This window comes from Microbacterium sp. CGR1 (assembly GCF_051062835.1).
Lineage (GTDB): Bacteria > Actinomycetota > Actinomycetes > Actinomycetales > Microbacteriaceae > Microbacterium.
Window position 1 is genome coordinate 2,376,887 of the sequence record NZ_JAOTPG010000001.1, and the last position, 16,040, is coordinate 2,392,926.

The following is a 16,040-nucleotide window of genomic DNA, read 5'->3' on the forward strand; positions in this document are numbered from 1 at the left end:
AACTAGTTGCACTTTACTCGTGAACTCGCGAGAATCAACCCTGGCGACGTTCGGCGCGCCCGGAATCGAGTGGCTACAGCCAGCCCTTGCGTTTGAAGACCCAGTAGAGCCCGAAGCCCATCCCCACCATCAGCGCGATCGCCATGGGATACCCGAACGCCCAGTGCAGCTCGGGCATGTGGTCGAAGTTCATGCCGTAGACGGTGCCGACGAGGGTCGGCGCGAACAGGATCGCCGCCCAGCCCGAGATCTTCTTGACCTCGTCGTTCTGACGGATGCTCAGCTCCGTCATCCGCGTCATCTCCTCGTTCTGACGCCGCGCCACGATCGTGGACTCGACGGTCAGCGCGTTGTCGAGCACGGTGCGGAACGTGTTCGCGCGCTCCGAGACGCGCAGGGTGTGGTCGAGCACGTCGCGCAGGTATCGCTGCAGCTCCTCGTCGACCTGGTACTTCGCAGAGCCGCGCAACAGGGCATCGAGCATCCCCGCCAACGGCTGCACCGCCCGCTGGAAGTCGATGACCTCACGCCCCAGCTCGTAGATCCGCTGTGTCGCGTCGACCCCGTCTTCGAAGAGCTGGCTCTCGATCTCGTCGATGTCGTTCTCGAGGCCCGCAAGAACCGGCGCATACTCATCGACGACCTCGTCGAGGATCGCGTAGAGCACGGCCTCGGGGCCGAGCTTCAGCAGGGTGGGATCGCTTTCGAGGCGACGACGCACCCGCCCGAGATCCGGCGACTCCGCGTGACGGATCGTGACGACGAAGTCCGTGCCGACGAGCACATGGATCTCGCCGAACTCGACCTCCTCGGCCGCGTCGAGATAGCGCGCCGAGCGAAGCACCATGAACAGCACATCGCCATAGCGCTCGAGCTTCGACCGCTGATGACCCGACAGCGCATCCTCGACGACGAGGGCATGGATGCCGAACTCGTCGGCCACCTCGCGGATCTCGGCCTCGCTCGGACGGTACAGCCCGATCCAGCTCAGTCCGCCGCGCTCCCGCATCGCCTCGAAGGTCTCGCTGAGGCTGCGAGGGTTCTCGGTGCGGACACCGTCGACGTAGATCGCGTTGTCGATGATCGCCATCGGCTTCCCTTCCGTCCGGTCGGGCCGGGCCGCGGCTCGACGCCCGGTCTCAGCCCTCAGCGGGTGCGACGCAGGGGATCGCCGATGCGGTGATGGCCTCGTGGTACTGCTCGGCGGTGAACGGCAGACCGAACTCCGGAGCGGTCTGCCCCTCGGCCGCCGGCGCCTTGGAGGCGATGGCCGCGAGCTCCCACGCCAGGTACGCGGCGGTCGTGCCGGCCGTGGTCGAGTCGTTCAGCGACACCGCGACCGTGAATCCGGTAGCCGGGTCGGAGTAGGCGGCGGTCTGGTACCCGGGGGTCCAGCCGTACTGACCGACCATCGAGCCGACGAGGACTGCTCCGCCGGTGGCCTGCAGCCACGACGGCGTGTCCGCAGCGACCGGGAGCGGGCTCGCGAAGCGGTCAGGCGTCTGCTCGGTGCGCAGCGTGGCCTCCGCCTGCGCATAGCGGCCGAGGTCCTCGATCGTCGAGACCACTCCGGAGTCGGTGAACCCGGAGCTCGACGAGAGCGTCGTGATGTCGACGGGCGCAGCGCAGTTGTAGCCGCCCTCGACGGGCGAGAGGTAGTGACCGTTCATGACCGGCCCTGTGGAGGGCGGTGCCGCCGCGGCAGCAGGCAGCGACGTGTTCGCGAGACCCAGCGGCTCGGCGACGTACTCGGCGATCAGCTCGGACGCCGACATGCCGGAGGCGCGCTCGAGAGCGAGGCCGAGGAGCAGGTACGCCGTGTCGGAGTTCGAGTATGTGGTGTGCGCGGCGCCTCGCGCGGCACCGAGTCCGTATGAGGCGAGCTCGAGCGGAGCCCACACGCGCTCGGGGGTGTTCATCCACGCCGACTTGGCGGTGGCCTCGGACGAGCCGAGACCGGACGTGCCGTTGCACAGGTCGAGCAGGGTGAGGTCCTGCAGGTTCGGGACACCCGAGACGTAGTCCGGCACGGGGTCGTCGAGGTCGACGATCCCGTCGTCGACCAGGCCGTAGAGCACGTCGCAGGTCATGAGGCGAGTCACGTCGGCGACGCGGAACGCCATGTCCGTGCTGATCTCGTCACCGGCGCCCGGATCCTGCGTGCCGATCCCGGTCACCCACTTGCCGCTCCACGGAGCCCAGACGCCGACCACGGCACCGGACGCACCCGAGGCGGTGAGCGCATTGGTGACGGCCGCCTCCATGGCGGCGACAGTGTCGTCGGGCAGAGCGCCGTCGACCTGAGCCGGCGGCTCGTAGCTGAATTCCGGATCGGATGTGCATCCGGTGAGGAAGAGCCCGAGCACGGCTGCGCCGGCCGCTGCTGCGCGGAACCTGCGCGACGAGAGAAGCTGCATGAAAGGGGACCCCCGGAAGACGTGTCTCCCGAGTCTAGAACGCCGTTCCTGAAAGATCGCATCGTCAGGGCCCGTTTAGGGTGATCATCATGCCCCACATCTTCGATGCCGACGTCGTCTCCGCGATCCTGCGCCACATGAACGGCGACCACACCGACGACAACCTGCTGATCACGCGTGCCTTCTCGCCTGCCGGCGGCGGCGAGATCACGGATGCCGTGATGACGGGCCTCGACGGTGACGGCGGCGTCTGGGAGATCACCCGCGCCGGGGTCCCGTCGGAGCTGCGCGTCGCGTGGCCCTCCGGCGCGATCAGCGATCGGCCCGCCGTGCGCCGTGAGGTCGTCGCGCTCTACGACCTCGCCTGCGAGAAGCTCGGGGTGGAGCCGCGCCCGCACGCGTGACGCTCTGAGATCCCGGGGTTTCGCCAGAGGTAAGGCAACCCTTACACTTGGCACATGTCCGAGATCCTGTCCTTCTCCGCCGCCCTCCGTGAGCGCTCCTCCGGTTCGCACTCGCGCAGCGAGGGCGCAGGCTTCATGTCCGACCTGCTCAAGGGCGAGGGCTCTCGCGAGGACTACATCGCGCTCGTCGCACAGCACTACTTCATCTACGAGGCACTCGAGTCGGCCGGTGACCGCATGCGCCAGGACGCCGTGGCATCCGTCTTCATCAGCGACAAGCTGACCCGCCTCCCCGCGCTCGAGGCTGACCTCGAGTTCCTGCTCGGCGCCGACTGGCGCGACGAGATCACAGCCCTCCCCACCACACAGCGCTACGTCGAGCGCATCCGCCAGGTCGGCGCGACGTGGGCCGGCGGCTTCGTGGCGCACCACTACACGCGCTACCTCGGCGACCTCTCGGGCGGCATCTTCATCGGACGCGTGATGGCACGTCGCTTCGGCTTCGAGACCAACGGCATCGGGTTCTACCTGTTCGACGACATCGCCGACCCGTCCGCGTTCAAGGACGTCTACCGCGAGCAGCTCGACGCCGCTCCGTGGGACGACGCCGAGCGCGAGCGCGTGATCGACGAGGTCCTCCTCGCCTACCGCTTCAACACCGAGCTGTTTGAAGATCTCGACCGCGCCCGCGTCGCGGCCTGAGGGGTCTCGCCTCAGCCCTTGCCGACCTCGGGGGTGGATGCTGCGAGCCACGCGTCGCGCATGAAGCGGCGCACGTCCTCGTCGACCCGGATGTCGCTCGGTCGCAGCGCCCTCGACAGGTAGAGCCCGTCGAGGGAGGTGAGCCGCGAGAGCGCGACATACGTCTGCCCCGGCGCGAAGGCGCCCGAGCCCAGGTCGATGATCGCGCGGTCGTAGGTCTTGCCCTGCGACTTGTGGATCGTGACGGCCCACGCGAGACGCAGCGGGAACTGCGTGAACTCCGCGACCACGTCGCGAGACAGCTTCTTGGTGCTCGGCTCGTACGAATAGCGGAAGCGCTCCCAGACGGCGGGGTCGACATCGACCTCTTCGCCGTCGATCTCGACGCGCACCGTCTCGCCGAGGATGCGGACGACCGTGCCGATCGTGCCGTTCACCCAGCGCGGCGGCTCGCCCGACATCGACGTGTCATTGCGCAGGAACATCACCTGCGCGCCGATCTTGAGCTTCAGCTCCGACTCGGCGGGCAACGAGGCCTCGCCCTTTCCGAACTCGCCGCTGACCTCGGCCCGCGCCGTCTGCTCCTTGCCGGGCAGAGCGGCCAGGTGCCGACTGTTGATCGTGTTCACGATGTCGTTGCGGGTGGCGAGCGTGATCATCGGCACCTCCCCCGGCTCGGGGTCGGGGGGCGTGCGAGCACCCTGCGTGTTCAGCACGCCCGCGATCTCGGCGGTGACCCGCCCGTAGCGCACGGCGTTCAGCATCGCCTTGAACCCGTCATCCGACTGGCGATGGATCTGCACGAGTTCGCGCACGTGCAGCTCGGCACGGGTGTCGACCGCGAAGAGACCGCCGTCGTCGTCGGGAGCCTCGCCCCCGGCGGATCCTGCCCAGACCTTGGCGTCGAAGAACCAGAACGAGCGGTAGTGATCCTTCACGTAGCGCAGCTCGTCACCCCGCGGCGGCACGGGCGCGAGCTGATACGGGTCGCCGAACATGACGATCTGCACTCCGCCGAAGGGGATGCCGCGCTTGCCCCGCGCTTGGCGCAGAGAACGATCCATCGCATCCATGAGGTCGGCGTTCACCATCGAGATCTCGTCGATCACGAGCGTCTCGATCGCGTTCAGGATGCGACGGGTGTTGTCGTTCTGGTCGATGTCCGAGTCGCCGATCAGCCCGATCGGCAGCCGGAACAGCGAGTGGATCGTCTGCCCCTCGACGTTCAGGGCGGCGACGCCGGTGGGAGCGCAGATCGCGATCTGCTTCTTCGTGTTCCACGAGAAGTACTGCAGCAGCGTCGACTTGCCGGTGCCCGCACGCCCGGTGATGAAGACGTGCTCACCGGTGTCCTCGATCAGCCGGAACAGCTCTTGCTGCTCTTCGGACAGGGCGGGAAGCGACACGGATCTCTCACACGGGACGACGGCGGAAAGCGCACGCGGAACACGCGCTCCCCCATGCTACGTGGCGCTGAGGCAAGGCATCCGACGGACACAGCCCAACAGCCCTGTCACAGGGCGACGCCATGCTCGGCTCCGTCCCAGGCCGCCCTCCTAGACTGACGCCATGCAGCAGGTCGAGACGAAGGCGCCCCGGCGTTCGCGCCTCGTCGCCGACCTCGCGCTGCTCTCGGTCATCGGTCTGCTGCTCGTCGCCGCTCTCGGCGCGGGCGGGGCCACGCTGTACCGGCAGTTCTACGGACCGTCCGCTTTCGTGGTGCGCTACCTCGACCTCCTCTCCGAGGGACGTGCGGCGGATGCTCTCCGCATCCCCGGTGTCGCGGTCGACCGCGAGACGCTCGAGGCGGCGGGCATCGGCGCCACGGCATCCGAGGCTCTGCTCCGCCATGCGTCGCTCGCTCCGCTCACGGACGTCGAGGTGGTGTCCGAGAAGTCCGACGGCGACAGGACCGCCGTGACCGTCTCGTACAAGGCGGCCGAGCACTCGGGTGTCACGACCTTCACGGTCGAGCAGGACGGCTGGGCCGGGGTCACGCCGAACTGGCGCTTCACCGACAGCCCGCTCGCGGTGGTCGAGCTGACCCTGCGCGGCGCGGACCAGTTCGCGGTGAACGGCTTCGAGGTCGACCGACGGCAGGTGTCGTTCGCCGGCGCCGACGCGGCACCGCTCGACCCGCTCCCGCTGCTCGTCTTCACGCCGGGGCTGTACTCGGTGACCGTCGACACCGCGATCTCGGACTCCGACGGTGTCGGCGTCCTCGCCGACACCCCGCTCGCCACGACGCCGGTCGATGTGCAGACCACGCCCACGGCCGACTTCGTCTCGGTCGTGCAGCAGCGCGTCGAGGAGTTCCTCACCGCGTGCACGTCGCAGCAGGTGCTGCAGCCGACCGCCTGCCCGTTCGGGCTGCAGGTCTCCAACCGCATCGCCTCGCTGCCGGAGTGGTCGATCGCGAACCAGCCTCAGGTCACCGTCGTCCCCGACGGCGGACACTGGAAGATCCCCCCGACGGATGCCGTGGCGCACGTCGAGGTGGAGATCCGATCGCTGTTCGACGGCTCCGTGCAGAAGGTGTCCGAGGACGTCGCGTTCCAGGTCAACGGATCGATCACGATCCTCCCCGACGGCTCGGCCTCGATCCGCGTCGGATCGCCCGACGAGCAGTCGACCGGCTGAGTCGCCTCGGTCGCGTCAGCGTGCCTGGCGTTCGGCCTCGCGCCGGTCGCGCTCGGCCAGAGCCGCGAGCTTCGCGTTGTACTCCTCGAGCTCGGCCTCACCCGTGCGGTCGGCATGCCGGTCGCGGCGCTTCTGCACCTTCGTGTCGTCGCGGCTCCACTGGATCGCCACCGTGATGGCCAGGATCAGGGTGGGGATCTCACCGATCGACCAGGCGATGCCGCCACCGATGTACTGGTCATCGAGCGGCGTCGCCCCCCAGGTGCGCCCCATCGCGCCGAACCAGTCGGCGACCATCAGCCCCTCCTGCATCATGATCGCGATGCCGAAGAAGGCGTGCATCGCCATGATCGCGATGAGGGTGATGAGGCGGCCGGGGTACGGCAGACGGTACGGCACCGGGTCGGCCCCGATCAGGCTCATGACGAACAGGTAGCCCGAGATCAGGAAGTGAGCGACCATCCACTCGTGCCCGAGGTGCTCGAACATCGACCAGCGCACGAGGTCGGTGAAGTAGAAGGCCCACAGCGACAGGATGAAGATGCCGGCCGCGACGAACGGATGCGTGACGACCCGCGAGAACGGCGAGTGCACCGCCCACATGATCCACTCGCGACCACCGCGGGTGCCGTCGTCGCGTTTGTGGATCGCACGCAGCGCCAGGGTGATCGGCGCGCCCGAGACCAGCAGCAGCGGGATAGCCATCGACAGCATCATGTGCCCGAGCATGTGCACGCTGAAGAGGTACTCCTGGTACGCGTTGATCGGCCCACCCGTGACCCAGACGAGCATCAGCATGCCGAGCACCCAGAAGATCGTGCGGTGGATCGGCCAGCGGTCGCCTCGCAGCCGCAGGCGACGGACGCCGGCGAGGTAGAGGAACAGACCGAAGCCCGCGGCGACCAGCCAGAGCACGTCGATGTCCCATGCCGTGAACCAGCGGTCGATCGTGAACTCCGGAGGCAACGGCGAGCGGGTGAGGTTCTCGGCCGGTGTCTGCACGAAGGCCGCCTCCTCGCCCGTGGGCGGAGGGGTGCGCGCGAGCGCGGCGGCGGCACCCGAGGCCAGCCCCATGAGTGCGACTTCGCACAGCACCAGCATCCAGAACCAGCGCGAGGCGTTCGCGCCCTCGAGACGAGGGATCAGGCGGATGCGGTACCAGGCGCCGAGCAGGCCCATGGCGCCCAGCAGCACGACCTTCGCGAGCAGGATCATGCCGTACGGCGTCCACAGCTGCGAGATGTCGCCGAGGGCGACGAACGAACGGGTGAGTCCCGAGATGGCGACGACGGCGAAGGCGGCGACGGCGAGGCTCGAGTAGCGGCTGACGAGCTGAGCGGTGCCCACGCCCGAGCGGCCGCGCAGGATCACGACGAGCAGCAGACCGCCGAGCCAGACGGCGGCGCCGATCGTGTGCAGCAGGATCGAGTTGACCGCGATGTTGTGACCGGACAGCTCACCCGAGTGCCCCTGCGTCGCGAGCGGCAGGAAGGATGCCGCGGCCAGGAGGGCCGTGATGAGCGTGGGAGTCCAGGTGCGCCACGCGAACGCGAGCACCGTGATGACCGAGCCCATGATCGTGGTGATCAGCCAGGATTGTCCGAGCGGCAGCTCCAGCAGGAAGCGGCCGAGCTGCTGGCCGAACTCGCGCTCGGCGCTCAGCTGCGGGTTGAACGCCGCCATGAAGGTGAAGAAGCCGCCGATGCCGGCCGTGACCGTGAAGACGGCGGCTCCGATGGAGGCCGTGTTGAGCGCGAGGTCGAAAGACTTCTCCTCGCTGCGCAGCGCGAAGAGCGCGAGCACGAGTGAGCCGAGCATCGCCGCCGACGCGATGTTCATGACGAGCTTGGCGATCGGGGTGGCCCACCGCACGAAAGGACCGGGGTCCTGCAGCAGCAGTGGCGCCGCTCCCCCGCCGAACGCGAGGGCGATCAGCACGCCGATCAGTGCGGCCGCGAGGAGGATGCCGATTCCGCCCGCGCGATACGCGGAGCTGGTCGGGGTCTGCACGGCGCGGGCACTCACACCACAAGCCTAAGCCGCCTCATCGGGGAGAACGCACGAAGGCCGCCCCCGACTGATCGGGAGCGGCCTTCGAAGAGGTGCGGTCTTACTTGACGGCAGCCTTGAGCTTGGAACCAGCGGTCACCTTGACGCGGTGGCCGGCCGGGATCTTGATCTCGGCGCCGGTCTGGGGGTTGCGGCCCGTACGAGCTGCGGTCGCGACCTGCTCGAACGAGATCCAGCCCGGGATCGAGACCTTGCTGCCCTTGGCAACAGCGTCGGAGACCGAGGAGAACAGCGCGTCGAGGACACCGGAGACGGTGGCCTGGCTCTGGCCGGTGGCGGAAGCGATGCTCGCGACGAGCTCGGTCTTGGTGATGGACTTGTCAGCCATGTCATCCTCCAGCGACGAGGTTCCCGTCGCATCGTTGGTGTTCGGGGGGCTGATGCCCTCCGTTGGTCGAGTGACCGCCTTGAATGTATCAACCACCACCCACATTTCCGCGTCATTTCGCGGGTTTTGGGCTTTTCGGCGGCGTGTCGTGGTGCAGAAGTGACGAATGTGACTCGTGTGGCGGCTTCTCCGGCGCTCGTTTCGGGCGTGCGATCAGACGCCGACGGGCCTCACCCGGCTCTGTGAGAGGCGACCACGGAGCGAGCGGTGCGCTCGAAGGCCGGAGCGACCCGGTCCTCTCCGTCGAGGTACCCCCCGACGAGGGCCGCATCGCGCAGCAGCACGAGCGAGGCCGCGACCTCGGCGGGGCCGTCGAGACCTGCCAGCTCTGCGACGCCCTGCAGGGTAGAACGGAACCACTCCCGGTGCTCCTCGATCAGCTGGCGCACCGCGCCCTCGGCATCCGGGTACTCCGCCGCCGCGTTGATGAAGGGGCATCCCCGCGTGTGCCGGAGGCGGATGTCGGCCGCGATGCCCTCGATCACCGCATCGACCAGCTGGGCGGGGTCGGCGACCTCGGCGCCGGCCTCGGCGAACATCGCCCGGAGCATCTCGTCTTCATTGCGCAGGTAGGCGAGGACGAGATTCTCCTTGCCGCCGAACTGTTTGTAGAGGGTGGCCCTGGTGACGGCGGCCTCCTCGATGATCCGATCGACGCCGACCGCGTGGATCCCCTCTTCGTAGAAGAGCTTCGTCGCGCTGTCGATCAGCCGCGTGCGGGCTGCGCTGGGCCGCTTCGGAATGTCGATGGTCGTCGTCGTGCGAGTGCTGGTGTCCATGATGATCCCTCTCATCGTGTCATCCGAAGCGCGGGATCCGAACCACGACTTCTGAGTTTCGGGGAATAGGTTGCAGTAGATAGAACGTTCGGTCTACTATCAGCGTAACGCACTCGCAGAAGGCGGGGGCAGGAAAAGGACAAGAGACAATGAGCAGCACCGAGAAGACCCCGATCGTCCTCATCCACGGACTCTGGATGACCCCCAAGAGCTGGAACACGTGGGCAGAGCACTTCCGGGCCCAGGGCCATGAAGTGATCGTTCCCGGCTGGCCCGGCATCGACGACCGCTCGGTCGAGGACATCCGTCGCGACCCGTCGGCACTGAAGGGCATCGGCCTGAAGCAGATCGCCGACAACTACGAGCGCATCATCCGCGCGCTCCCCGTGAAGCCGATCATCATGGGCCACTCCTTCGGCGGCGTGCTCACGCAGATGCTCGCCGACCGCGGACTCGGCGCCGCATATGTGGGCGTCGCCCCCGGACAGACCGCCGGCGTCACGGCGCTCCCCCTCTCGACGCTCTGGACCGGAACGCCGATCCTGTCGAACCCGTTCGGCCGCAACGGCGCGAAGCCGCTGTCGAAGCGCCACTTCCACTTCACGTTCGGCAACGACCTGTCGCGCGCAGCATCCGACGCCCGCTGGGAGGAGTACGCCGTGAACTCCTACAACCGGGTGTTCTTCGAGGGCGTGACCTCGGTGCTCGACGAGAAGGGCGGCGTCACCCACGTCGACTACGCACGCGCCGACCGCGCCCCACTGCTGCTGATCGCCGGTGAGATCGACCACGTCGTGCCCCCGGCCATCGTCCGCGCGATCGAGAAGAAGTACCGCTCCACCGGCAGCCCCGCGATCGTGGAGCGCAAGGAGTATTCGGGCCGCACCCACCGCCTCGTCAGCCAGGACGGATGGGAGGAGATCGCCGACTATGCACTCACCTGGGCGGTGGCGCACGCGACAGCATCCGTCTGATGGTGGGGTGCTGGCCCTCCGGGGCGCCCGCCCCCTCTCCTGACCCGCCGGCTCTTCGGGGAGGACTCGCCGGCGCACGCTTCTTCTGCAGGAGAACTCACGCAATGCAGGGCCTGATGCAAGATCTGGTCCTGCATTGCGTGAGTTCTCCTGCGTTGTGAGCGAGCCTCAGGCACGATGCCTGCCCTGAGCGATGGCTTCCATGATCACAGCCTGCACATCGGGCCATCTGTCCATGATCTGCTCGTAACTGAACCGGAGCACGTGGTATCCGCGAAGCATCAACTGCGCATCGTGTTCGATGTCACTCGTGCGCTGAGCGCCGGTATGGGTCGCACCGTCGATCTGCACCACCAGCCGTTCGCCGATCAGAAGGTCGACGCGATGACCATGCACCCAGGCTTGAGGCAGCATCGCCACGTTCAACCAGCGCAACCGACTCACGACGATGGTCTCCAGCCCGGAGTCTGAGAACGGACGGACTCGAACCAGGAGCTCGCGAGCTGCCGGCGGGAGATCGAACGCCTCCAGAAGTGCACGGTCGAGGAGTCTCTTGTTCAGCGCAGACTCCCAGATCACCAATGCGGTCTCGAGCGGCTGGCATTGAGCGACCAACGAAAGGATGTTGACCACGTTGTCGACGACCTCGTCAGGGTCACGCGGCACCACCGGCCGCGACCAGTGGACCACCACCTTCGATGGCACCCGCAGGCGCGCGGCGTGCGGACTCGCCGCGACGTGCAACGGCGACTTCCTCGGGACCCAGAGACCTCTGCGCTCGGCACCGGTGACGCAGCTGAGGACGAGTCCCCGTGCGGCCGCCCCAACGATGGCCGCATCAGCCACAGGCAACGCGACCCAACCTCGACGGATAGAAGTGACAGCGCCGGCATCCTTGGCTCGTCGAAGCGCATGGTCGCTCACCCCCGCGGCCCGCAGGCTGACGACGCGCGCGACGCCCCCTCTCCTCTCCAGTTCCGCGATCGCATCCATCCGCTGATCTTGCTCGATGCAGTGGCCCATTCATCGCCAGAACTGCGGATGCTGTGAAAGCCGCAGCTGCAGGTCCTCCCGTGCAGGACTACTGGTGCGAAGGAGAACGCGCGCACTGAAGGACGGAATCCACTGCAGGGTCCTTCGCAACGTGAGATCTCCCGCGTCGCGAGCGACCGAAGAGAGTCCCGAAGCGATGGGCGGCGCGGCGGCACGCCCGCAGAAATACGAAAGGGGCGAGGATCCGAAGACCCTCGCCCCTCCCGGCTGTCTGACGGCTTACTGCACTCTGCGACGGGGAATCGCGAGAGACAGGATGCCGGCGACGAGCAGGAGTCCACCGGCACCCAGAAGGATGCCGTCGACCTCACCGCCCGTGGCAGCCAACGCCGCCGCCCGCGCCGGCGCCGTCAAGGGCGCAGACGCATCCGATGGGGAGATCGGATCGGCAGCAGCTCCGGATGCGGGCTGGGGGCCCGTCTCCGGCGCGGATCCGTCACCGGGCTGGGGGCCCGGAGCGGAAGTCTTGTGGATGCTGACGGCGACCGGCGTGCTGACATTGCCGACGCGGTCGGTCTGGGTGACGGAGAGATCCTGGTCACGATCCTCGAGAGCGGGGATGACACAGGTCCAAGTGCCGTCGGCTTCGACGGTCGTGGAGCACACGACGGTGCCGGCGTCATCGCGCACCTCGATGGTCGCGCCCGGCTCTCCCGTGCCGACGAGCTCGACGGGCTCGCTGAGGTTCTGCTCGCCCTCGGGACCGACGGCGGTCGGCGGGTCGACGAGTGCGTGGACGAGCACGATGCCGCCGAGGTTCATCGAATCTCCGTCGACTGAGCTCTGATATGCCGAGAGTCGATTGATTCCGTGCGCGAGGGGCGTTGTCGGGATGACGCTCCATCTACCGTCCTCAGCGACCACGGCAGTGCCGATCAGGGCGCCCTGATAGATCGACACGTGCACCGTGGCTCCGACGACACCGGTTCCGGTGACGGCCGCCGTCGGTCCGATCGCCATCGAGGGGGTATCGAAGACGGGGGCGGCGACGAATGCGTGCTCGTCCACCGGCAGGATCTCGGGGGCCGGGTCAGCGGGCACGTCACTCGCAGGCGGTTCTGCGTCGACGGGGGTCTCGACATCCGACTCGGTCGGAAGCGGGGCCTCGGAGGACGAGTCGATCGGAGCTTCGGCCTCGACCGGTGCGTCCTCAGCGGGGGCAACGATGGCCGCCGCCGTGAGGGAGTCGGCCGTGGCGTCATCGGAGGCGGAGGCCGCCGCGGACGCGGGTGCGGCGAAGCCGATGATGGATGCTGCCGCGATGGCGATGCCGATCGCGACTGCGGCACCGGAGGTAGCGCGTGGTCGCGGCGCGTGGCGCGCGGAGGAGTTCGGGATGGTCATGGGGTTCCTTCGGTAGGTCGTCGCGACGGTGTCGCGTGCGCCGGCTCAGAACTCTCCGTCCGACGGATCAGCGGGTGGCTGATACCCCAAGAATACATTAATATTTCAATAAGGCCAAGTATTAATATTTCATTGTCTGGCGACGACGCTCGGAAGCGAAGAGATCCACCGCCCGGGGACAGCGAAAGGGGCGAGGATCCGAAGATCCTCGCCCCTTTCGGCTTGTCTGCTGAGACTTACCAGCTCGACTTGGTGACACCGGGCAGCTCGCCACGGTGTGCCATGTCACGGAAGCGGACACGCGAGATGCCGAACTTCGTGAGGACACCGCGGGGGCGTCCGTCGATGACGTCGCGCGAACGCACGCGAGCCGGCGACGCGTTGCGCGGCAGCTTCTGCAGGCCGACGCGTGCGGCCTCGCGGGCCTCGTCGGTGGCGTTCGGGTCGACCAGGGTCTTCTTCAGCTCGGCGCGACGCTCTGCGTAACGCTCGACGATGACCTTGCGCTGCTCGTTGCGAGCGATCTTGCTCTTCTTAGCCATTGATCAACGCTCCTCTCGGAATTCGACGTGCTGACGGATGACCGGGTCGTACTTCTTGAGCACGAGGCGGTCGGGGGTGTTGCGGCGGTTCTTCTTCGTCACGTACGTGTAACCCGTACCTGCCGTCGAGCGCAGCTTGATGATCGGACGTACGTCCTGAGCCTTCTTGGCCATTAGAGCTTCACACCCTTCGCCTGGAGGTCCTTGACCACGTTCTCGATGCCGCGGACGTCGATCACCTTGATGCCCTTGGCGGACACGTTGAGCGTGATCTTACGACCGAGCGAAGCGACGAAATAGGTCTTCTTCTGCACGTTCGGGTCGAAGCGACGCTTCGTCCGGCGGTGCGAGTGCGAGACGTTGTGACCGAAGCCGGGAACAGCTCCTGTCACCTGGCACACTGCTGCCATGATGTGACTCCTTCTATACCGTGAGGCCGGACGGCCTCACCCAAGATCCCTTGTCTGCGCGCCACCCCGCATCGCCGATCTCTCGGTGGAAGAGGGGGAAGCACGCGAACTACGCACAGGAGTGTGCGCAGACAAAGAGTCAGTTTAGCATGACCCCGAGTCAGACCCGAACGACCCGTTCAGACTCGAACGGCCTCGAGCAGCAGCGCAGCTCCCGGTGCCAGCAGCGGCAGGGGCACGCCGACCGACTCGAAGAACGCGCCGGTGGCCTCGATCCCGGCATCCAGCCAGGCGGGGTCTGCGACCTGGTGGCGCGACACCGCTCCGAGGTCCTCGCGCACGCGCACCCGGTACCGCTCCCCCGACTGCAGTCCGGGGATGCGGGTGCGGGGCGTGAAGGCATCGACCGAGGCGCCCAGACGCACCCACGCGAACACCGCGCGTGAACCGTCGACCGCGACGACGCCGTGCAGCAGGGTCTCGGCGTCGACCTCGTCACTGCGCACCGTGACTCCCGAGTGCAGCAGCGGACGCAGCTCGCGGTACAGCGCGGTCCAGCGCGCCAGCGCCGCGCGCTCGTCGTCGGTGCATCCGGTGATGTCCCACTCGATGCCGGCGTGACCGAACAGCGCTGTCGTCATGCGGAACGGCAGGGATGCCGCACGGTGCGTGGTCTCGGCGATCGGCGGACCGACGTGCGAGCCGACGACCTCCGGCGGCACCAGAGTTCCCGTCCAGCGCTGGATGCGCTGGCGCTCGACGGGGTCGTTCGAGTCCGAGGCCCACACGCGCTGCGTGCGCTGCAGCACACCGAGGTCGACGCGGGCACCTCCGCTCGCGCACGATTCGATCTCCAGCCCGGGATGCCGCTCGCGCAGCGCATCCAGCAGCGCGTAGAAGGCGGTGGTCTGGGCGTGCACCGATGCACGTCCGGTATGCGGCGACACCGCCGCGTGCAGGTCGCGGTTGTGGTCCCACTTGATGAAGTCGACGCCGACCTCCGCGACCAGGGCATCGAGGCGTTCGAGCAGGTATTCCGCGGCATCCGGGTTCGCCAGGTCGAGCACCTTCTGGTGCCGCCAGGTGGACGAGTCCGGAGACGCCTGCAGCACCCAGTCCGGATGCTGCGCGGCGAGGTCGGACACCGGGTTCACCATCTCGGGTTCGAACCAGAGACCGAACTGCATGCCGAGCCCGTGCACGTGCTCGGCGAGCGGGCGGAGGCCCTGGGGCCACTTGGCGTCGTCGATGAACCAGTCGCCGAGGCCTGATCGGTCGTCTGGGCGGCCGCGGAACCAGCCGTCGTCGAGCACGAACCGCTCGACGCCGACGGATGCCGCGGCGTCGGCGAGCTCGACGATCTTCGCCGGATCGTGGTCGAAGTAGACGGCCTCCCAGGTGTTCAGAACCAGAGGACGCGGCGCCGTGGGGTGCGCGGAGAACGCGCGGACCGTCTGATGCAGGCGCGCGGACACCGAGTCGAGCCCGCTCTCGCCGTAAGTGAGGAACACCCGCGGAGAGACGTAGGTCTCACCTTCTGCGAGCCGGATCTCGCCGGGGAGCAGCAGCTCTCCCCCGCCCAGCACCGCGCCGTGCACGCCTGCACCCTCGGGGAGTCTCTCGACCCCGACTTCGAGGTCGCCGCTCCATGCGACGTGCGCGGTCCAGAGCTCGCCCGTGCGGAAGCCGAACCCGTCGGTGCCGATCGCGGTCAGGTAGGGAGCGTCATGCCCGCCGCGACCGCGGCGCACCTGACGCAGGTGCGCGCCGTGCCGCAGCGCGCCCCGCTGCGGGTGCCGCTCGCCGGTCCAGCGTCCGGTGTGGTCGAGCACCTCGGTCGCATGCGCGGGGATCGGCAGCAGGATGCGAGCGGCCAGCAGGTCCAGCGGCTCGGCCTGCTCGCCGGCAGTGCTCGTCACCGAGACCTGCGCGGTCAGCACGCCGACGGCATCCAGCTCGAGATCGAGGACGACGGATGCGCCGGCAGCGGCATCCGCGAACTCCGCCCGCAAGGACGTCGCGGTCGACCGCCAGCCGGTCGACCACAGCAGCGGGGCGCTGTGCAGACCACCGCGATGCCAGGCGAGAGAGGGTGCTCCCGACCACCCGTCGGCCTCGACGGCGAGCAACGGGAAGACCCGCGGAGCGTCGAACGAGCTGAACGTCACCGAGCCGGTCGATGACGCAGCGAGCGCCTGAATGTCGGCGGGTTCGAGCGCCGCGCCCCAGTGCAGCAGCCGCGCGCTCGTCGTGTCGATGACGACGCTCACGCCGGCCGAGGTCAGGTGGACGAGTTCGCTCATTGCCGCTCCAGACG

General features: G+C 68.0%; 16 protein-coding genes. 4 read left to right on the forward strand and 12 right to left on the reverse strand.

What is annotated here, in order from left to right:
- Positions 1-73 precede the first annotated feature (73 nt).
- Complete coding sequence (locus OD997_RS11735; RefSeq protein WP_434331732.1) at positions 74-1,090, reverse strand: magnesium and cobalt transport protein CorA; 1,017 nt, start codon at positions 1,088-1,090, stop codon at positions 74-76.
- 49 nt (positions 1,091-1,139) lie between these two features.
- Positions 1,140-2,417, reverse strand: a complete 1,278-nt coding sequence (locus OD997_RS11740) for a serine hydrolase domain-containing protein (protein ID WP_434331733.1) — start codon at positions 2,415-2,417, stop codon at positions 1,140-1,142.
- Positions 2,418-2,506: 89 nt separating this feature from the next.
- Here OD997_RS11740 and OD997_RS11745 point away from each other — a divergent pair, with 89 nt between their 5' ends.
- Together OD997_RS11745 and OD997_RS11750 are read left to right on the forward strand one after the other, a co-directional pair.
- Complete coding sequence (locus tag OD997_RS11745; RefSeq protein ID WP_434331734.1) at positions 2,507-2,821, forward strand: DUF2470 domain-containing protein; 315 nt, start codon at positions 2,507-2,509, stop codon at positions 2,819-2,821.
- 54 nt (positions 2,822-2,875) lie between these two features.
- Positions 2,876-3,523, forward strand: coding sequence for a heme oxygenase (biliverdin-producing) (locus OD997_RS11750; protein WP_311245963.1), 648 nt, complete (start codon positions 2,876-2,878; stop codon positions 3,521-3,523).
- Positions 3,524-3,534: 11 nt separating this feature from the next.
- Here the strand turns inward: OD997_RS11750 and OD997_RS11755 are convergent, their stop codons facing one another.
- A complete protein-coding gene (locus OD997_RS11755; protein WP_434331735.1) occupies positions 3,535-4,929 on the reverse strand; it encodes an ATP-dependent DNA helicase in 1,395 nt (464 codons plus the stop codon).
- 163 nt (positions 4,930-5,092) lie between these two features.
- Here OD997_RS11755 and OD997_RS11760 point away from each other — a divergent pair, with 163 nt between their 5' ends.
- A complete protein-coding gene (locus OD997_RS11760) occupies positions 5,093-6,163 on the forward strand; it encodes a hypothetical protein (RefSeq protein ID WP_434331736.1) in 1,071 nt (356 codons plus the stop codon).
- 15 nt (positions 6,164-6,178) lie between these two features.
- Here OD997_RS11760 and OD997_RS11765 read toward each other — a convergent pair whose 3' ends face one another.
- The 3 genes from OD997_RS11765 to OD997_RS11775 all read right to left on the reverse strand — a co-directional run bounded on the left by OD997_RS11765 (position 6,179) and on the right by OD997_RS11775 (position 9,400).
- Positions 6,179-8,188: a cytochrome c oxidase assembly protein gene (locus OD997_RS11765; RefSeq protein WP_434331737.1), complete on the reverse strand. Its 2,010-nt coding sequence runs from the start codon at positions 8,186-8,188 to the stop codon at positions 6,179-6,181.
- A gap of 85 nt (positions 8,189-8,273) precedes the next feature.
- Positions 8,274-8,561: an HU family DNA-binding protein gene (locus OD997_RS11770; protein WP_042541574.1), complete on the reverse strand. Its 288-nt coding sequence runs from the start codon at positions 8,559-8,561 to the stop codon at positions 8,274-8,276.
- A 230-nt stretch (positions 8,562-8,791) separates the two neighbouring features.
- Positions 8,792-9,400 carry a TetR/AcrR family transcriptional regulator gene (locus OD997_RS11775; RefSeq protein ID WP_434331738.1) on the reverse strand — a complete coding sequence of 203 codons (609 nt, stop codon included), beginning with the start codon at positions 9,398-9,400 and terminating at the stop codon, positions 8,792-8,794.
- A 149-nt stretch (positions 9,401-9,549) separates the two neighbouring features.
- Between OD997_RS11775 and OD997_RS11780 the strand changes: the two genes are divergently transcribed.
- Entirely contained in the window at positions 9,550-10,374 is an 825-nt protein-coding gene (locus OD997_RS11780; protein WP_434331739.1) for an alpha/beta hydrolase, read from the forward strand.
- Between the two features lie 168 nt (positions 10,375-10,542).
- On the opposite strand, the gene OD997_RS11785 is transcribed toward OD997_RS11780, so the two are convergent.
- The 6 genes from OD997_RS11785 to OD997_RS11810 form a co-directional block, all read right to left on the reverse strand.
- Complete coding sequence (locus OD997_RS11785) at positions 10,543-11,118, reverse strand: endonuclease domain-containing protein (protein WP_434331740.1); 576 nt, start codon at positions 11,116-11,118, stop codon at positions 10,543-10,545.
- A gap of 528 nt (positions 11,119-11,646) precedes the next feature.
- Complete coding sequence (locus OD997_RS11790; RefSeq protein WP_434331741.1) at positions 11,647-12,771, reverse strand: Ig-like domain-containing protein; 1,125 nt, start codon at positions 12,769-12,771, stop codon at positions 11,647-11,649.
- Between the two features lie 236 nt (positions 12,772-13,007).
- Entirely contained in the window at positions 13,008-13,313 is a 306-nt protein-coding gene (rpsN, locus tag OD997_RS11795; protein WP_017829734.1) for a 30S ribosomal protein S14, read from the reverse strand.
- Between the two features lie 3 nt (positions 13,314-13,316).
- Complete coding sequence (gene rpmG / locus OD997_RS11800; RefSeq protein ID WP_017203558.1) at positions 13,317-13,487, reverse strand: 50S ribosomal protein L33; 171 nt, start codon at positions 13,485-13,487, stop codon at positions 13,317-13,319.
- Positions 13,487-13,723, reverse strand: coding sequence for a 50S ribosomal protein L28 (gene rpmB / locus OD997_RS11805; RefSeq protein WP_042540533.1), 237 nt, complete (start codon positions 13,721-13,723; stop codon positions 13,487-13,489). The genes rpmG and rpmB overlap by 1 nt, the downstream gene beginning before the upstream one ends.
- 179 nt (positions 13,724-13,902) lie before the next feature.
- Positions 13,903-16,026 (reverse strand): alpha-galactosidase, encoded by a 2,124-nt coding sequence (locus tag OD997_RS11810; RefSeq protein ID WP_434331742.1) that lies wholly within the window; start codon positions 16,024-16,026, stop codon positions 13,903-13,905.
- Positions 16,027-16,040 lie beyond the last annotated feature (14 nt).

Excerpts from the sequence above, each read along its gene's own strand:
- OD997_RS11740 (WP_434331733.1), bottom strand. The coding sequence starts at position 2,417 with ATGCAGCTTCTCTCGTCGCGCAGGTTCCGCGCAGCAGCGGCCGGCGCA.
- OD997_RS11780 (WP_434331739.1), top strand. The coding sequence starts at position 9,550 with ATGAGCAGCACCGAGAAGACCCCGATCGTCCTCATCCACGGACTCTGG.
- OD997_RS11810 (WP_434331742.1), bottom strand. The coding sequence starts at position 16,026 with ATGAGCGAACTCGTCCACCTGACCTCGGCCGGCGTGAGCGTCGTCATC.
- OD997_RS11760 (WP_434331736.1), top strand. The coding sequence starts at position 5,093 with ATGCAGCAGGTCGAGACGAAGGCGCCCCGGCGTTCGCGCCTCGTCGCC.
- rpmG (WP_017203558.1), bottom strand. The coding sequence starts at position 13,487 with ATGGCCAAGAAGGCTCAGGACGTACGTCCGATCATCAAGCTGCGCTCG.
- OD997_RS11750 (WP_311245963.1), top strand. The coding sequence starts at position 2,876 with ATGTCCGAGATCCTGTCCTTCTCCGCCGCCCTCCGTGAGCGCTCCTCC.
- rpmB (WP_042540533.1), bottom strand. The coding sequence starts at position 13,723 with ATGGCAGCAGTGTGCCAGGTGACAGGAGCTGTTCCCGGCTTCGGTCAC.
- OD997_RS11735 (WP_434331732.1), bottom strand. The coding sequence starts at position 1,090 with ATGGCGATCATCGACAACGCGATCTACGTCGACGGTGTCCGCACCGAG.
- rpsN (WP_017829734.1), bottom strand. The coding sequence starts at position 13,313 with ATGGCTAAGAAGAGCAAGATCGCTCGCAACGAGCAGCGCAAGGTCATC.
- OD997_RS11775 (WP_434331738.1), bottom strand. The coding sequence starts at position 9,400 with ATGGACACCAGCACTCGCACGACGACGACCATCGACATTCCGAAGCGG.
- OD997_RS11745 (WP_434331734.1), top strand. The coding sequence starts at position 2,507 with ATGCCCCACATCTTCGATGCCGACGTCGTCTCCGCGATCCTGCGCCAC.
- OD997_RS11790 (WP_434331741.1), bottom strand. The coding sequence starts at position 12,771 with ATGACCATCCCGAACTCCTCCGCGCGCCACGCGCCGCGACCACGCGCT.
- OD997_RS11770 (WP_042541574.1), bottom strand. The coding sequence starts at position 8,561 with ATGGCTGACAAGTCCATCACCAAGACCGAGCTCGTCGCGAGCATCGCT.